Annotated in this window: 16 protein-coding genes and 2 pseudogenes; 16 read left to right on the forward strand and 2 right to left on the reverse strand. The window is 57.8% G+C overall.

Going from position 1 to position 15,634, the window contains the following annotated elements:
- Window positions 1-109 precede the first annotated feature (109 nt).
- The 5 genes from BMY52_RS06500 to BMY52_RS06520 all read left to right on the forward strand — a co-directional run bounded on the left by BMY52_RS06500 (window position 110) and on the right by BMY52_RS06520 (window position 4,675).
- On the forward strand, window positions 110-1,186 hold the full coding sequence (locus BMY52_RS06500) for a zinc-binding metallopeptidase family protein (protein WP_090252401.1): 1,077 nt from the start codon (window positions 110-112) through the stop codon (window positions 1,184-1,186).
- Between the two features lie 70 nt (window positions 1,187-1,256).
- A complete protein-coding gene (locus BMY52_RS06505) occupies window positions 1,257-1,910 on the forward strand; it encodes an anthranilate synthase component II (protein ID WP_090252555.1) in 654 nt (217 codons plus the stop codon).
- The gene (gene trpD, locus BMY52_RS06510) at window positions 1,907-2,926 is read left to right on the forward strand and encodes an anthranilate phosphoribosyltransferase (protein WP_090252404.1); all 1,020 of its coding nucleotides are present in this window, start codon (window positions 1,907-1,909) and stop codon (window positions 2,924-2,926) included. Before BMY52_RS06505 ends, trpD begins: the two co-directional genes overlap by 4 nt.
- Entirely contained in the window at window positions 2,923-3,732 is an 810-nt protein-coding gene (gene trpC, locus BMY52_RS06515) for an indole-3-glycerol phosphate synthase TrpC (RefSeq protein ID WP_090252406.1), read from the forward strand. The genes trpD and trpC overlap by 4 nt, the downstream gene beginning before the upstream one ends.
- 349 nt (window positions 3,733-4,081) lie before the next feature.
- A complete protein-coding gene (locus tag BMY52_RS06520) occupies window positions 4,082-4,675 on the forward strand; it encodes a CBS domain-containing protein (protein ID WP_090252409.1) in 594 nt (197 codons plus the stop codon).
- A gap of 288 nt (window positions 4,676-4,963) precedes the next feature.
- Here the strand turns inward: BMY52_RS06520 and BMY52_RS06525 are convergent, their stop codons facing one another.
- Window positions 4,964-5,251 carry an accessory factor UbiK family protein gene (locus tag BMY52_RS06525; protein ID WP_090252411.1) on the reverse strand — a complete coding sequence of 96 codons (288 nt, stop codon included), beginning with the start codon at window positions 5,249-5,251 and terminating at the stop codon, window positions 4,964-4,966.
- A 630-nt stretch (window positions 5,252-5,881) separates the two neighbouring features.
- On the opposite strand from BMY52_RS06525, the gene BMY52_RS06535 reads away from it, so the two are divergent.
- The 8 genes and pseudogenes from BMY52_RS06535 to BMY52_RS06565 all read left to right on the forward strand — a co-directional run bounded on the left by BMY52_RS06535 (window position 5,882) and on the right by BMY52_RS06565 (window position 12,655).
- Window positions 5,882-6,577, forward strand: coding sequence for a TorF family putative porin (locus BMY52_RS06535; RefSeq protein ID WP_090252417.1), 696 nt, complete (start codon window positions 5,882-5,884; stop codon window positions 6,575-6,577).
- 68 nt (window positions 6,578-6,645) lie between these two features.
- A complete protein-coding gene (glnK, locus tag BMY52_RS06540) occupies window positions 6,646-6,984 on the forward strand; it encodes a P-II family nitrogen regulator (protein WP_090252420.1) in 339 nt (112 codons plus the stop codon).
- A gap of 36 nt (window positions 6,985-7,020) precedes the next feature.
- On the forward strand, window positions 7,021-8,274 hold the full coding sequence (locus BMY52_RS06545) for an ammonium transporter (RefSeq protein ID WP_090252422.1): 1,254 nt from the start codon (window positions 7,021-7,023) through the stop codon (window positions 8,272-8,274).
- Between the two features lie 120 nt (window positions 8,275-8,394).
- A pseudogene (locus BMY52_RS06550) lies at window positions 8,395-8,666 on the forward strand (transposase); the annotation flags it as partial.
- A 529-nt stretch (window positions 8,667-9,195) separates the two neighbouring features.
- Window positions 9,196-10,488: a hypothetical protein gene (locus BMY52_RS15155; RefSeq protein ID WP_143050435.1), complete on the forward strand. Its 1,293-nt coding sequence runs from the start codon at window positions 9,196-9,198 to the stop codon at window positions 10,486-10,488.
- Window positions 10,466-10,651 carry a hypothetical protein gene (locus BMY52_RS15160; RefSeq protein WP_143050436.1) on the forward strand — a complete coding sequence of 62 codons (186 nt, stop codon included), beginning with the start codon at window positions 10,466-10,468 and terminating at the stop codon, window positions 10,649-10,651. The genes BMY52_RS15155 and BMY52_RS15160 overlap by 23 nt, the downstream gene beginning before the upstream one ends.
- Before the next feature lie 155 nt (window positions 10,652-10,806).
- Window positions 10,807-12,000 (forward strand): DUF262 domain-containing protein, encoded by a 1,194-nt coding sequence (locus BMY52_RS06560; protein ID WP_090252429.1) that lies wholly within the window; start codon window positions 10,807-10,809, stop codon window positions 11,998-12,000.
- Window positions 12,001-12,037: 37 nt separating this feature from the next.
- On the forward strand, window positions 12,038-12,655 hold the full coding sequence (locus BMY52_RS06565; RefSeq protein ID WP_281244070.1) for a HEPN domain-containing protein: 618 nt from the start codon (window positions 12,038-12,040) through the stop codon (window positions 12,653-12,655).
- Between the two features lie 646 nt (window positions 12,656-13,301).
- On the opposite strand, the gene BMY52_RS06570 is transcribed toward BMY52_RS06565, so the two are convergent.
- Entirely contained in the window at window positions 13,302-14,120 is an 819-nt protein-coding gene (locus BMY52_RS06570; protein ID WP_245740658.1) for a transposase, read from the reverse strand.
- 117 nt (window positions 14,121-14,237) lie between these two features.
- On the opposite strand from BMY52_RS06570, the gene BMY52_RS06575 reads away from it, so the two are divergent.
- The 3 genes and pseudogenes from BMY52_RS06575 to BMY52_RS06585 form a co-directional block, all read left to right on the forward strand.
- Window positions 14,238-14,480 (forward strand): FitA-like ribbon-helix-helix domain-containing protein, encoded by a 243-nt coding sequence (locus BMY52_RS06575; RefSeq protein ID WP_090252561.1) that lies wholly within the window; start codon window positions 14,238-14,240, stop codon window positions 14,478-14,480.
- A gap of 12 nt (window positions 14,481-14,492) precedes the next feature.
- Complete coding sequence (locus BMY52_RS06580; protein WP_090252435.1) at window positions 14,493-14,924, forward strand: type II toxin-antitoxin system VapC family toxin; 432 nt, start codon at window positions 14,493-14,495, stop codon at window positions 14,922-14,924.
- A 161-nt stretch (window positions 14,925-15,085) separates the two neighbouring features.
- Window positions 15,086-15,481, forward strand: a pseudogene (locus tag BMY52_RS06585) (PD-(D/E)XK nuclease domain-containing protein); the annotation flags it as partial.
- Between the last annotated feature and the right edge of the window lie 153 nt (window positions 15,482-15,634).

Consider the following 15,634-nt stretch of genomic DNA (forward strand, 5'->3'; position numbering starts at 1 on the left):
GGCCCTTCTCCCCGAGGGGAAGGGAGTCTCCGTAGCGTTCACTTTAAAGGCGTATGCTATCCGCTATGCTCAATGATCGAGAGCGTTTCAGAAGGTCACTCGCACCCCCATGAGACTCTTTAACTGCGGCTCTTGCGGCCAGTTGATCTACTTTGAAAACACCCATTGCACCCGCTGTGGCCGCACCCTGGGATTCCTGCCCGATACCCTGGAGCTGGCGGCTCTGGAGCCGGAGGAGGGCAAATGGTGGCGGCCGGTGGGTGCCGTCTCCCAGAGACGCTATCGCATGTGTAACCATTACGCCCGCGATGCGGTGTGCAACTGGATGGTGCCCGTTGAAGAAGATGAGGGGTTCTGCGCCGCCTGCCGCCTGAATCAGGTGATCCCGGATCTGGGCGTGCCCGGCAACAAGACGCTGTGGTACCGCCTGGAGACGGAGAAGCGCCGCCTGATCTATAGCCTGCTGCGCCTGAAACTGCCCGTGGTCCCCCGTTCCCACGACCCCTCCGGGCTGGCCTTTGCCTTCATGGCCGATGTGGAACCCCAGTTCTTCGAAACCGAGCGCGTCATGACCGGGCATGCCCGGGGTCTGATCACCATCAACGTCGCCGAGGCCGACCCTGCCACCCGCGAGCGCCTGCGGGAAAAGATGGCCGAGCCCTATCGCACCATCCTGGGGCATTTTCGGCACGAGTCGGGCCACTACTACTGGGAACGAATGATCCGGGACACCCCCTGGCTGGAGACCTTCCGGGCCCAGTTCGGCGATGAACGGGAGGACTATGCCCAGGCCCTGCAGCGGCATTACCGCCAGGGGCCGCCGCCGGACTGGGGGCAGCACTTCATCAGCAGCTATGCCAGCAGTCACCCCTGGGAAGACTGGGCAGAGACCTGGGCCCATTATCTGCACATCATCGACACCCTGGAAACGGCCCATGCATGGGGGCTGGAAGTGGGGCCGCGACTGGAGCAAGGGGCGCATCTGCGTGCCGCGCCGGATTTCGATCCTTATGAACAGCGGGAATTCACCGCCCTCGTGGACCACTGGTTGCCGTTGACCTACGCCCTCAACAGCCTCAATCGCAGCATGGGACACAGCCCTGCCTACCCATTTGTCCTGTCCCCCAAGGTGGTGGAGAAGATGACATGGATCCACCGGATCGTTGGCGGGGAACGGCCAGCTTGACCTGGTGCGCGGCATCCACGATGCTCCTTGCATCACACGAACAGACCGCTGCCGGGAGCCCGCCCACATCATGCTGTTGATGATCGATAACTACGATTCCTTCACCTACAACCTGGTGCAGTATCTGGGCGAGCTGGGTGCCGATGTGGATGTGCGCCGCAACGATGTCCTCACCGCAGACGAGATCGAGGCCATGGCCCCGGAGCGCATCGTCATCTCTCCCGGCCCCTGCACCCCGGATCAGGCGGGAATCTCCCTGGAGGTGATCCGCCGCTTTGCCGGGCGAATACCGCTGCTGGGCGTATGCCTGGGTCACCAGAGCATTGGCCAGGCCTTTGGCGGACACATCATCCACGCCCGGGAGATCATGCATGGCAAGACCTCCATGGTGCATCACAAGGACATCGGTGTCTTTCAGGGCCTGGAAAACCCCCTGGAAGCCACCCGCTACCACTCCCTGGTGATCGACAAGACCCGCCTGCCCGACTGCCTGGAGGTGACCGCCTGGACAGAAACCCCGGATGGGCGGCTGGACGAGATCATGGGCGTGCGCCACCGGGAACTGGCGGTGGAGGGGGTGCAGTTTCACCCGGAATCCATTCTCACCCGCCAGGGGCACGAGCTGCTGCAGAACTTCCTGCGCACGCCCCTAGTGGTTGACCGGTCGCCCGGGGGCCGTGAAAATCCCGCCAAACACCAAGACAGGGGGCGGGCGACACCATGAACATGCAGGAGGCCATCCGGGCCGTAACCGAACACCGGGATCTCTCCGGGCAGGAGATGATCACCGTCATGCGCCAGGTCATGACCGGCGAGGCCACCCCCGCGCAGATTGGCGGTTTCCTGGTGGGGCTGCGCATGAAGGGTGAAACCGTGGATGAAGTCGCCGCCGCGGCCTCCGTCATGCGTGAACTGGCCACCCGGGTGGAGGTGGATACGAAACACCTGGTGGATACCTGTGGCACGGGGGGGGATGCCTCCGGCACCTTCAACATCTCCACCGCCGCCGCCTTCGTGGTGGCCGCCGCCGGCGGGCGGGTGGCCAAGCATGGCAACCGTTCCGTCTCCAGCCGGTCCGGCAGCGCCGATGTGCTGGAAATTGCCGGCGTCAATCTGGATCTGGAGCCGGAACAGGTGGCCCGCTGTATCAACCAGGTGGGCGTGGGTTTCCTGTTCGCGCCTCGTCATCATGGGGCCATGAAGCACGCCGTGGGGCCCCGTCGCGAGATGGGGGTGCGTACCCTGTTCAATGTGCTCGGCCCGCTCACCAACCCGGCCGGCGCCCCCAATCAGGTGCTGGGCGTGTTCAGTACCCATTGGCTGGAGCCCCTGGCTCAGGTGCTCAGGCTGTTGGGCAGCCGTCATGTCATGGTGGTGCATGCCGAGGATGGCCTGGATGAGATCAGCATCGGTTCCCCCACCCGGGTGGCGGAGCTGCGTGATGGCAAGGTCACCACACGCATCATTGCCCCCGAGGCGTTCGGTCTGGAGCGCACGCCCCTGGATGCGGTGCGGGTGGACAGCGCCGAGGAGAGCCTGGCGTTGATTCGAGGCGTCTTCGAAGGTCGCCCCGGGCCAGCAAGGGATATCACCCTGCTCAACGCCGGTGCGGCCATCTACGTGACCGGTTTGGCCGACACCCTGGAAGCGGGTGTCCAGCGGGCCGCCCAGGTCATCGACAATGGTGGCGCCGCCGCCAAGATGGACGAGCTGGTGGCCGTATCGGGGGCGATCCAGTGAGCGGCGCACCGGATATTCTCAAGAAAATCCTCGCCCGCAAGCGCGAGGAAGTGGCCGAGCGTTGCCAGCACACCCCCCTGGACGACCTGGTCCGCATCATGGATGTCGCCCCGGTCGTGCGCCCCTTCCTACAGGCCCTGCGCCATCGCATTCAAGCCGGCGATCCGGCCGTGATCGCCGAGGTGAAGAAGGCCAGCCCCAGCAAGGGGGTGTTGCGAGAGGATTTCAACCCGGCAGCCATCGCCCGAAGTTACGAGCAGGGCGGGGCCGCGTGTCTCTCCGTGCTCACGGATCATGATTTTTTCCAGGGGCATGAGGTCTACCTGCAGGAGGCGCGTGCCGCCTGTGGTTTGCCGGTGCTGCGCAAGGATTTCATCATCGATCCCTACCAGGTCTACGAGGCCCGGGCCATGGGGGCCGACTGTGTCCTGCTCATCGCCTCCGCCCTGGGGGATGCGAACCTCAAGGACCTTCTGCTGCTCATCCACGAACTGGGCATGAACGCCTTGGTGGAGGTGCATGACGGGGAGGAGCTGGATCGCGCCCTCAACCTGGATGCCACCCTGATCGGCATCAACAACCGCAGCCTGCGCACCTTCGAGACCCGCTTGGAAACCACCCTGGACCTGGTGACGCGCGTACCCGAGGACCGGCTCCTGGTCACCGAGAGCGGCATCCACAGCCGCGAGGATGTGGAGCGCATGCGAACGGCGGGCGTGCACACCTTCCTCATCGGCGAGGCCTTCATGAAGGCCCCCGACCCGGGCCAGGCACTGGCCGCCATGATGGGCTTCACCCAAGCCTGAGATCGCGCCCCATGATGGGCTCTGGTCCAGAGCTGACCTCAGGCCCCATGATGGGCTCTGGTCCAGACCTGACCTCAGGCCCCATGATGGGCTCTGGTCCAGACCTGACCTCAGGCCCCATGATGGGCTCTGGTCCAGACCTGACTTCGGGCCCCATGATGGGCTTGGTCCAGAGCTGACCTCGGGCACCGTGGGAGCGGGCCTGCCCGCGAAGGGCAGAACCCCATAACCCACCATCCCGCCCGGGAATCGACAACCACCATCGGCAGGCGTAATCTGACCAGTGAGGCACCCCACGCCCCACGGCGTGGAGAGAATAAACAAAAGCCCGACACCAAAGGAGGCTGCCATGGCCGCACGCTATGCTCTGATTCCGTCCCATACGCTGTCTGAACATGTCACGGTTCACCGTTTTGGTCAGGGTCTGCCCTCCCGGGTGACCATGGAGGATCCGGCCGCAGATGTCATGACCGATTTCCGCCGCGTGGAGGCGGTCACCGCGCCCCCCGAGATGCCCATGGATGCGGCCCTGCAGAAGATGATCCATGCAGGGGTGCGATTGCTGATCGTGGTGGACCGGGATGAGGGTGTGCTCGGGGTGGTCACCGCCCGGGACATCATGGGTGAGAAGCCGGTGAAGACGGTCTCGGATGAGCGCATCGCGCACAACGACCTACTGGTGCAGCATGTGATGACGCCCCGGGGGGAGCTCAGTGTGATGGACCATTTTGATGTGGTCACGGCCCGGGTGGGGGATGTGGTGGTCACCCTGCGCGACGCGGGGCGTCAGCACGCCCTGGTGGTGGAATACGACGATCAGCGCCGCGAGATTTTGCGGGGGCTGTTCTCACTGACACAGATCGGCCGCCAGTTGGGGGTGGAGATCACCTCCGAGGGACCGGTGCAGAGCTTTGCGGAGATTGAGAAGTTGTTGAATCGCTAGAGGTTCCGGTTCAAACCTTGGCGGGGGCGGCACGCACAACGGGGCCGTTCACGAACGGCCCGTACAGGCTGGGCGGCGGCACGCACAAATCGCGGCGGCACACGCACAGGTTGGGCGGCGGCACGCACAAATCGCGGTGGCACGCACAACACCGTAGGGGCGCTTCGAGAAGCGCCCGGCCGTTGCGACGGATACCACCCCACCCACCCGACAGGCCACCCACTCCGGACACCCCGCCGGGACCGTTCACGAACGGCCCGTACAGATGCCCCTATCTTGTATCTGTTCTTACAAATCCCCCGCCGGATTCTCATCCCCCTGTGCCCGCGGCACCAAAAACTCCTTCTCCAGCGCCTTCACCCTTAGCTCCATGGCCGAGAGGCGCTCGCGGGTGCGCTCCAGGACGGCTGCCTGTACCTCGAACTCCTCACGGGTCACTAGATCCATGCGATGGAAGGCGCCGGACAGGCCGGCCTTGAGGTTCTTCTCGATGTCCGCCTGAACATGCTGCACCGATTCGGGCATCATCCCGGTCAGTTTGCGGACCATCTCATCCAGGCTCTTGTTGTCGATCATGCTGCACCTCCGTGCGGTGTTCGTGTGTTGTGCCTATTTTACGCCTTAAGCCGATTGAAGGGCAGGCGCCGTGTTTGCCACCTTGGCATCGTGCCCGCCGCTCCCCTCATCCCCAGCCCTTCTCCCCAGAGGGGAGAAGGGGGTAACTCCCCATCGCTGAGCCTCTCTCCATTGCATAGTGATCAGCAGTATGTCTTGCAAAACGGAGAAGGGGGTAACTCCCCATTGCTGAGCCCCTCTCCATTGCATAGTGATCAGCAGTATGTCTTGTAAAACGGAGAAGGGGGTAACCCCCCATCGCTGAGCCTCTCTCCATTGCATAGTGATCAGCAGTATGTCTTGCAAAACGGAGAAGGGGGTAACTCCCCATTGCTGAGCCCCTCTCCCCTCAGGGGAGAGGGGTTGGGGTGAGGGGATAGCGAAGCCCCACCGCAGATATGCCCCATCACAGTGCAAGAATCCCCGCCCAGCCACCCAAAACAGGGCGCCCCCCACAACCAAAAGCGTGAGCCAATTCACAAAACATTGAAAAACCGAAAAAAACAAACCTGGCACGCCAAGTGCTTTACCCCTCCCGGCAGTGACATTTACACCACAGACGTGAACAACAACCTGCGAGAGGAAACATCCATGAGCAAGGCCTTGACCCAAACCGCCCTGACCGCCGCCGTGACCACCGCCCTGCTGGCGGGCGCGGCCATCACCTCCACGGCCTCGGCCGAGGTCAGCGCCAATATCGGTTTCACCAGCAATTACATGTTCCGGGGCATCACCCAGACGGACGATCAGGCGGCCGTTCAGGGGGGGCTGGACTACGAGCACGAAGGTGGCTTCTACGCCGGCACCTGGGCCTCCAACGTGGATTTTGGCGGGGGTGATACGGGCTACGAAATCGATGGCTACTTCGGCGTGGCCGGCGGCATCGGCGATTCCGGTGTGGGCTTTGATGTGGGCTACATCTACTACGCCTATCCCACGCTGGACGATGCGGATCTGGGCGAGCTCTACGGCGCCCTGGACTTCATGGGCTTCTATGGCATGGTCAACTTCGTCACCAATGCAGATACCAGTGAGCTGGAAGACACCCTCTCCTATGAACTGGGTTACGCCTTCGACATCATGAGTGACACCAGCCTGGGCGCCACCGTCGGCTATGTGGACCCCGACGAAGGCGACGGCGATTACACCTGGTGGTCCCTCTACGCCACCAAGGTCACCGACCTGGGTGACTTCACCTTCGCCTACACCCAGAACGACATCGACGCACCCCAGGGCAGTAACATCGACGACCCGCGCGTCAACGTCTCCTACGTCATGTCCTTCTAATCCGACCCAGAGACACCCACGCACACGGTGGGCGGCCTGACCGGCTGTCCACCCAAGGAGCAGCGAACATGAAACTGGTCACAGCAATCATCAAGCCCTTCAAGCTGGACGACGTGCGGGAAGCCCTGTCGGAGATCGGCGTGCAGGGCATCACCGTCACGGAGGTCAAGGGCTTCGGGCGCCAGAAGGGCCACACCGAACTCTACCGGGGGGCCGAGTACGTGGTGGATTTCCTGCCCAAGGTGAAGATGGAAGTTGCCGTGGATGATCCCCTGGTGGATCAGGTCATCGAGGCGGTGAGCAAGTCCGCCAACACCGGCAAGATCGGCGACGGCAAGATCTTCGTCTTCCCGCTGGAACAGGCCATTCGCATCCGCACCGGCGAGACCGGTACCGACGCACTCTAAATCACGAACAAACACTCACTTGGCGGGGGATTCATTGTGGAAAACCAAGTCATAGAAATCGCATACGCGCTGGACACGTTCTATTTTCTCGTGTCCGGCGCCCTGGTCATGTGGATGGCCGCAGGGTTCACGATGCTCGAGGCGGGCCTGGTCCGCTCCAAGAGCACCGTGGAGATTCTCACCAAAAACATCGCGCTGTACTCCATCGCCTGCATCATGTTCATGCTCATCGGCTACAACATCATGTATGGCGGCGGCATCAACTCGCTCATTCCCAGCTTCTGGCCCATGCTCAGCTCGGTGGATAATACCGCTGAAGAGGTGATTGCCAGCGGTGGGGAGATCTACTACTCCAACCTGTCGGACTTCTTCTTCCAGGTGGTCTTCGTGGCCACGGCCATGTCCATCGTCTCCGGTGCCGTAGCCGAGCGCATGAAGCTCTGGGCCTTCCTGATCTTCGCCGTGGTGCTCACCGGCTTCATCTATCCCATCCAGGGCTTCTGGAGCTGGGGTGGCGGCTTCCTGAGCGACATCGGCTACTCGGACTACGCCGGTTCCGGCATCGTCCATCTCACCGGCGCCGTGGCCGCCCTGGCCGGCGTGCTCCTGCTGGGCGCCAGAAAGGGCAAGTACGGTCCCAAGGGCCAGATCAACGCCCTGCCGGGTGCCAACATGCCCCTGGCCACCCTGGGTATCTTCATCCTCTGGCTGGGCTGGTTCGGCTTCAACGGCGGTTCCGAACTCAAGATCTCGGACGTTGAATCCGCCAACGCCGTGGCACGGGTGTTCACCAATACCAACCTCTCCGCCGCCGGCGGTGTGGTGGCCGCCCTGTTGGCCTCCCGCCTGCTGTTCGGCAAGACCGACCTCACCATGGGCCTGAACGGCGCCCTGGCCGGCCTGGTGGCCATCACCGCTGAACCGTTGATGCCGCATCCCGCGCTGGCGGTCCTGATCGGCTTCATCGGTGGCGTGCTGGTGGTCTTCTCCATCGTCCTGCTGGACAAGGTGAAGATCGACGACCCGGCAGGCGCCATCTCCGCCCACGGCACGGCCGGCATCTGGGGCGTGTTCGCGGTGCTCCTCTCCAACCCGGACGCCAGCTTCGTGGGCCAGTTGGTGGGTGTGGCCTCCATCTTCGCCTTCGTCTTCGTTGCCAGCCTGCTGTTCTGGCTGATCCTCAAGTACACCATGGGGATCCGGGTCAGCGAAGAGGATGAACTGCGAGGCGTGGACATCGCCGAGTGCGGCCTCGAGGCCTACCCGGAGTTCACCGCCGGCCGTAAGTAAAGTCTCCTCTGCAGGGAGTGAAGTGGTTGCGGGCGCCCAAGGCGCCCGCTTTTTTTTGGTGCGCCAGGCATGGCGCGCAGCGCCTGACTGGCGCTGTTCCCGAGGGTGATGCCTTGGGATAGCAAGAGCAATTACCTGTTCCCCATCAAGGCCCTGTCCCGCGCTTTCGTGGCCATATGGTCGCGAGCTTGAGGCAGGCGTCCGACAGTGGGGAGCTGTCTCGGGTGACTCGCCCCGGGGAGGTCGACTATCTGCTGGACGAACTGATGCAGGTCCCGTGGAACGTCTACACCAAGGCCTGCTTGAACTATAGCGCGACGGTGGTGGACTACCTGGGCCGCTACACCCACCGCATCGCCATCAGCAACCAGCGGGTCCTCGGCGTGGATAACGGCGGGGTTCACTTCACCGCGGCAGGAGGGCCCGCAGAAGCCAGCGGCATCACCGAGTACGGCAGCGGCGCATTACCCCTGTCCACGGTGCCGTAGCGGCCAGTTGCGTGTGATTGCCGAAATCCCGCGGGGTATTTCGTGCAATCATCTCAAGGAGCGACGATGCTAAGTGACTGAAACATGACTGATGACAAGCCGCCCTGACTGCGGCCCTGGTACGGGCCGCGCTCGAGTGCGGGTGACACATTGAAAGTCATCACGAAATCGGGCTATGTTGAGCCTGAATGGGCCGTCAGGGATACCTCCGGAATAGATGTGATGTACTCAAAGGATCCGGCGTAGGCCTCTCGCGCCGTTCAGAGCGCTGCATGCCGCCTACTTGGCCTCTCGCCCTGAATACAATCCCCTATTTAGAGTATGTGCAGCACATGGCTTCGTCCAACAGACGTTTATCCGCCATGCTGCGCACGGCGGATAAACGCTTATATGTTATGCGAACGAGAGTAAGCTATAGAAACTGGAGACAATAATGACGGCAGAAGTCGCAATTGCAAACGCATCGGCTATAGCCTTAGCGGCAGATAGCGCTGTAACTATTGGCGATCAAAAAATATACAATTCCGCGTTGAAATTATTTTCCCTATCAAAGGTAGCTCCTGTTGGAGTAATGATATATGGGAATGCCGGTTTACTTAGTGTTCCTTGGGAAACACTTATTAAGACGTATCGAAAATCGGTAGGTGGAAAGACCTACGACACCTTGGAGCAGTACGCAACAGACTTTCTGGACTACTTAAACGACAGCCCTAAAACATTCCCAGAAGAGTCTCAGAAGAATTGGCTACTCGGTAATGTTAATGGATACTTCAGTCTGATAAGGGATGAATTTTTTGAAGAATTGCACCCGGTCCTTCAACAGAAAGGACAAGTGAGTATTGAGGAGACGACAGAAGCCTTGCGTACGGTAGTTAATAAACATCATTCAAGGTTAAAGGGGCATTCTTACGCTGAAGGTATGACATCAGCCTTTGAAAAAAAAGTTCGATCTAAATACCTTAAGCAATTTAAAGAGCTGAGAGAAAGAATATTTGAAAAAGCTAAAATTACGGGTACCACTGCTTCCAAACTGTATGACATAGCCACGTTCATACAAACTAGACAGATTTTTTCTATGGGTGTATCTGGGCTAGTAATAGCTGGTTATGGAGAAACCGAAATTTATCCGTCCGTACTTACTTTTGATATTGAGGGTGTTGTTGAAAATAGGCTTAAGTATCGGAAGAACCATGGTAAGTCGCACTCCATTTCCAGTGGAAGTGAATGTAGGATAATCGCATTCGCACAAGAAGATATGGTCACCACATTTATGAATGGGATAAACCCACAAGTTCTTCATTTTGTGGAGAGCTATTTGGGCGAGATATTTAGGCGCTTACCAGACCTTTTAGATGATGAAAAGATCAGCACAGACGATAAAAAGCGCTTCAATCAGCAAGCGTCTAAGCTACTTAATGGTTTTTTTGATAAGTTCGGTGAGCATTTGCGGGATGAGCACTCACACCCTGTGTTACGTATGGTCACGGTGCTTCCAAAGGATGAGCTGGCAGACATGGCTGAATCTCTCGTAAATTTGACAGCCTTCAAGAGACGTATCACTGAATCAATGGAAACTGTAGGAGGCCCTATTGATGTAGCTGTTATTTCTAAAGGGGATGGATTAATTTGGGTAAAAAGAAAACACTACTTCCCTGCAGATCTTAACCAACACTTCTTTGCTAACTATTTCAGAGGACTAGGCAATGAAAACACAAGAGAAAGCTAACATATTTAAATCTTTTGAACAGGTAAAAGCCGATCTCTTTCCTTGTTTAACTGCAGAAGAGCGTAGGAAGTCTTCAAAATTTGATTCCACTCAAATTGGAACCTGCTTGGCCGATGAGGCGATTGAGGAACTGTTTCGGGAGCGTAGGGGAAAAAATGCATAACAAACGGCTGCTGTCGGACTCGCAAAAGTTCCGGCTTTGCCTCCACTTTTGCCAGCCGCAGAGCCGAGCGTTAGCGCGCAAATGACACCCCCCGTCGTTACGCCTATGCGAGGTAAACTACGGCTGGACTCGGAGTGAAACCATTAGGAGCAAATATGGCTGAGGAAGAAAGCAATTTTCTCGAGGAAGAAGATCAGCGAGAGACAGAAGAGGATATTGTTGATCTCGATCAGTCCCAGTTTTCCTCCGCTGTCGTGAGCGGGAACGACTGGACTACGGAGACACTAATAAACCAAATCAACAAGGGCAACATACTCCTAAATCCCGATTTCCAGCGCCGCGACGCTTGGGATAAGAAGAGAAAAAGTCTCTTTGTAGAATCTCTGATACTTGGCCTCCCGGTTCCTCAGCTTGTGCTCGCTGAGTCAAAGGAACGGCGCGGTTCATACATCGTGCTGGATGGCAAGCAGCGGATGCTTAGCATTCGACAGTTCGCGGCGCGTGAAGATGACCCAGACTACGAACAGCTGAAGCTTACGGGTTTAGAGATACGAGAAGACTTAAAAGGAAAGACACTAAGCTCACTGCAAGAGGATATTGCCCTATATGATGACCTTTCTGCATTCGAAAACCAGCCCATTAGAACGGTAGTTATTAAAAACTGGCCAAATGAAGATTTTCTATATCACGTTTTTCTTCGGCTAAACACTGGGAGCGTTTCGCTTTCGCCGCAAGAGCTTCGGCAAGCTCTTCATCCTGGACCGTTTGTTACGTTCCTGGACCGTTCCTCGTCTGAAAGCTCTGCGCTTCGCGAAATTCTAAACCTGAAGAAGCCCGACTTCAGGATGCGCGACGCCGAGCTATTGCTTAGATACTATGCATTTAAGAACTACCTCGAAGAATATACAGGCAACCTCAAAAAGTTTCTTGATGCGACTTGCAAAAAACTGAATGCTGCTTGGGATACACAGGAGAAAACTTTATTTGGTCAGCTAGACGAGTTCGAGCAGGCACATCAATCATTGAAGACGATATTTGGCGAGAACCTGTACAGGAAGTGGAACGGACAATCGTACGAACGACGATTCAATCGTGCGGTCTTCGATGTTCTAATCCTCGCCTTCGCGCGCCAGGATGTTCGTATGGCAGCCGCCGGACATGAAGCTCAAATCCAAGGTGCGTTCCAGGAATTATGCGAGAACAACAGGGCCTTCATGAACTCTATAGAGACGACTACAAAAAGTACTCGGGCGACCCAAATCCGCATATCGGGTTGGAATGAAAAGCTAAATAAGCTGCTCGGGACAAATCTCCCCCTGCCGAGACTGTTGGATGCCGGAACTCCATAGGTAGAAGAAAATGCCGGTGTCTAAGCGATTTAGAGAAATGCGAACGCGGCTATCAGAGCTTCGAGAGCACATGCTACCGTCAAAGTTCTCGCCGACGGGAACCTATAGTGACCGACAGTTGGACCGGGCTCGCGGGTATCGTGTCCTAGTCCACGCAGAAATCGAATCTTATCTTGAGGATGTGGCGCGTGAGGCTGTGACAAAGGCTATCCGCGAATGGAAGTCAGCCAGGAAGCCTTCAATGATACTGGTGTCCTTTCTGGCCGCATACCACTCAGGCTGGGATACCGACGATGAAAGGGCAAATGAGGACATTATCAAGTTGGCGAAGGCGCGTTGCCGTGTTAAGGGCTCTGTCGACGAGGCAATTGACATTGCCCAGAGGCAGTACGTAAAGCGAGTTCGTGACAACCATGGCGTAAAGGAGAAGAACTTTAAGGGGCTGATGCTTCCCTTAGGAGTCGTCGTCGAGGAGCTCGACGCGACTTGGCTGACAAACCTTGATAGCTTCGGTGCTAACAGGGGAGAAACTGCGCATAAGACGAAAAGGGCTAGCGGGCAGATAAACCCGGAAGACGAGTATAAAGTGGTCCGAAAGCTACTGGACGGGTTGAAGGAACTAGACGAGAAAATACTAGAGTCGCAAGCTTCCTGAGCACAGAGGAAGAGTGAGCATCGCGCCCACATGGTGGGACCGACAAAACACTGGGACATAAACAAAATACTGGCAAAATACTGTTGCGTGTCGGCATGAGTTCACATAACCAGTCATTTCAGTTCGTTACAGCCCTGATGGGCCACCACCGGACGGCCTTTTCTCCGCTTCGCTACGCAAAGGTCGCCGCTGAATATTGGCGTTATACAGTGGCGTAGCAAGTCCGCTTTCTCCCCAATAGCGAATACAAGATGAATCGGGTAATCAGCAGGCTTTAATAATATGTACGATTTGCACCGTCTTGGATGGAATAGTTTTCAACAGCTTTGCCTTACAATAACACGGGAAGTCCTAGGGCAAACCGTACAGTCCTTTTTAGGCTCTAACGATGCCGGCCGGGATGGTGCTTTTGCTGGTCACGGTGAAAAGCGGGGACAGGCATGATTTAAAAATCGAAGTCCAGATGAATTGCTTAGCTGGTTAGCCAGGAAATAGTGTCGATCACGCCGTCATAGCGCATATATGGAATAGAAAGCTGTCTACTCGGCGTTGCAAATTGATAGATGGGATATTTTGGCAATAGGACGTCCGCCACATCTGCATGGAGTGGCTGGGCTTGAACGCGTGATGATGGTATTGCGGGTGGTCAGGTAACAATCGGTGGTCGGAACAATCGCCTTGCTTCGCTGATACCCTTCACGAACTTGCGCTCGAATGTTGCGACAGTCTGTTTCAGCTTCTCTACCGAGCCAAGCATGACAGGTATTTCTATCATCGCCTCACCACGCAGGTGGTCCATCAGACGATGGGGATCAAGATGGAGGCGTTCCAGGATGGGGGGCGCAGTTGTGTTGATGGAGCCGCGTTTGCCTTCGCGGATTTCCCGGCCGGCCCAGTCGACCAGTTCCAGATAGTCGGGGAGTGTGAAGCCAATACTGTTGGGGTGCGGGTCATGGCGTTGTGGGACCAGTCTCATCAAAGGGATTGCTTTAATGGGAGCCTCATCTGTTGGCTTTGTCTGCTTCGGTGCCATGTCGCGTAGGCGTTGCTGGATGGAGGTAAAGTCGGAGGCTTCCGGTGTGTCGGCCATCTTGGCACGTACTGGGTTGAGGTCCACATAGCTCATGCAGGCCAGCACGGCGGCATCATCGAGTAGGGCTTGGCTTTTGAAGCGACTCTCCCAGAAATGGCCCTTGCAGTGGTCTTCTTCATTGGCCCGTCTGGCCAGGTATTCATTGAGACTGCGCATGAACCAGGAGATGTCTGTCAGGCGTTCGCGCCAGGTTTCGATGATTTCCTCGGCCTTGATGTTCTCGGCCTTGCTGGTCGTTTCACCACGCTGGTAGCGGGTGACCAGCACTGGCACACTGTAGAGTCTTCCCCAGTGTTCAATGACTTGCTCGCTATCCCACTGCTTGGCGGTGCCCTGATCGATACGCAACACCAAGTGATAGTGGCTGGACATGATGGCAAATGATGGCTGTCCCGGTTCTGGCCGTCCCTTCTTGGCCTCGACGGTGATTGGAGAGTTGATATCAATGCAATCAAAGCTTAATCTTGAGAAAGCTTGATGGAGAGCGCTATGGCCAGTATCACGATTCGCAATCTCGACGAGGGCCTGAAGCATCGCCTGCGCATTCGCGCGGCCGAGCATGACCGGTCGATGGAGGAGGAAGCGCGGGAAATCCTGCGCCAGGCCATCGGCAAGCCGGCGGCGCCCAAGAACCTCGGCGAGACCATCCACCGCCGGTTCGCGGCGCTCGGTGGGGTTGATCTCCCACTACCGCCGCGGGAACCGATGCCCGAACCGCTGCGGTTTGACTAAAGCGGACCGGTAATGATCCTGATCGACACGAATGTGATCTCGGAGCTGATGCGTCCAAACCCTGCCCCATCTGGTCTAGCCTGGTTCGGGTTACAAGACACAGCAGCGCTTCATATCAGTGCAGTGGGGGAGGCCGAACTGCGGCGCGGCGCAGCGATGATGTCCGAGGGCAAACGACGCAACCGCCTGATCGCTGAAATCGACGCCATGATCACTGAGGACTTCGCGGGCCGGGTTCTGCCCTTTGACAGCGTCGCAGCGCAAGCCTTTGCCACCATCTTCGTCGACCGCCGCGCCGCCGGTCGGCCGATCAGCTTCCCCGACTGCCAGATCGCCGCCACGGCACGTGCTCATGGCGCCGCCATGGCGACCCGCAACGTGACCGATTTCACGGGCTGCGGCGTCGAAGTAATCGACCCCTGGAGCCACGAGGAAGGTACTTGATTATGGATAAGATGAGTTGATGTCTGGCGCGGGTCATGGGTTTCCTCCTTGAAAACCGATTTTGGTCTTGTTCCTAGTCTAGTTGTGTGTAGTATTCAGTCAAGAGAAATGATGGCTGTCCCGGTTCTGCGCCTCGGGAGCGCAGAACCCTGTTTACCCACCTGCGCAACCATGACCTGGCCGGGCTGGAAACCCACCTCAAGGCCCTCTACGCGGGCCTGCCCCACGATTGGTACCGCAACAACCCCATCGCCCAATACGAGGGGCATTACGCCAGTGTGTTTTACAGCCACTTTGCGGCCCTGGGCGTTCAGGTCACGGTGGAAGATTCCAGCCACCATGGCAAGGTGGACATGGCGGTGGACTTTGCCGGGCATATCTACCTGTTCGAATTCAAGGTGGTGGAGCAGCTGCCCGAAGGCAAGGCCCTGGCGCAGATCAAGGCCAAAGGCTACGCCGACAAATACCACGCCACCGGCAAGCCCATTCACCTGATCGGTGTGGAATTCTCCCGCGAAAGGCGGCAGATCGTGGCTTTTGATGTAGAGACGATCTGAACCTTCAAATGGGGACAGACACCTTTTGGGAAAAGGTGTCTGTCCCCATTTGAAGTGCTTCACAATTTGGAATATTCCGCTTGTATCCCCGGAGCAGATAGGAAGAATGTCACCTGTCCCCTTTTTAACCGCGGCGCCCTGTGCATTACGCTC

It is taken from the genome of Ectothiorhodospira marina (assembly GCF_900109495.1).
GTDB classification, from domain to species: Bacteria; Pseudomonadota; Gammaproteobacteria; order Ectothiorhodospirales; family Ectothiorhodospiraceae; genus Ectothiorhodospira; species Ectothiorhodospira marina.

Excerpts from the sequence above, each read along its gene's own strand:
- BMY52_RS15160 (WP_143050436.1), top strand. The coding sequence starts at position 10,466 with ATGAAAACACAAGAGAAAGCTAACATATTTAAATCTTTTGAACAGGTA.
- BMY52_RS06535 (WP_090252417.1), top strand. The coding sequence starts at position 5,882 with ATGAGCAAGGCCTTGACCCAAACCGCCCTGACCGCCGCCGTGACCACC.
- BMY52_RS06560 (WP_090252429.1), top strand. The coding sequence starts at position 10,807 with ATGGCTGAGGAAGAAAGCAATTTTCTCGAGGAAGAAGATCAGCGAGAG.
- BMY52_RS06525 (WP_090252411.1), bottom strand. The coding sequence starts at position 5,251 with ATGATCGACAACAAGAGCCTGGATGAGATGGTCCGCAAACTGACCGGG.
- BMY52_RS15155 (WP_143050435.1), top strand. The coding sequence starts at position 9,196 with ATGACGGCAGAAGTCGCAATTGCAAACGCATCGGCTATAGCCTTAGCG.
- BMY52_RS06500 (WP_090252401.1), top strand. The coding sequence starts at position 110 with ATGAGACTCTTTAACTGCGGCTCTTGCGGCCAGTTGATCTACTTTGAA.
- BMY52_RS06520 (WP_090252409.1), top strand. The coding sequence starts at position 4,082 with ATGGCCGCACGCTATGCTCTGATTCCGTCCCATACGCTGTCTGAACAT.
- BMY52_RS06565 (WP_281244070.1), top strand. The coding sequence starts at position 12,038 with ATGCGAACGCGGCTATCAGAGCTTCGAGAGCACATGCTACCGTCAAAG.
- BMY52_RS06570 (WP_245740658.1), bottom strand. The coding sequence starts at position 14,120 with ATGTCCAGCCACTATCACTTGGTGTTGCGTATCGATCAGGGCACCGCC.
- glnK (WP_090252420.1), top strand. The coding sequence starts at position 6,646 with ATGAAACTGGTCACAGCAATCATCAAGCCCTTCAAGCTGGACGACGTG.
- BMY52_RS06580 (WP_090252435.1), top strand. The coding sequence starts at position 14,493 with ATGATCCTGATCGACACGAATGTGATCTCGGAGCTGATGCGTCCAAAC.
- trpD (WP_090252404.1), top strand. The coding sequence starts at position 1,907 with ATGAACATGCAGGAGGCCATCCGGGCCGTAACCGAACACCGGGATCTC.
- BMY52_RS06505 (WP_090252555.1), top strand. The coding sequence starts at position 1,257 with ATGCTGTTGATGATCGATAACTACGATTCCTTCACCTACAACCTGGTG.
- BMY52_RS06575 (WP_090252561.1), top strand. The coding sequence starts at position 14,238 with ATGGCCAGTATCACGATTCGCAATCTCGACGAGGGCCTGAAGCATCGC.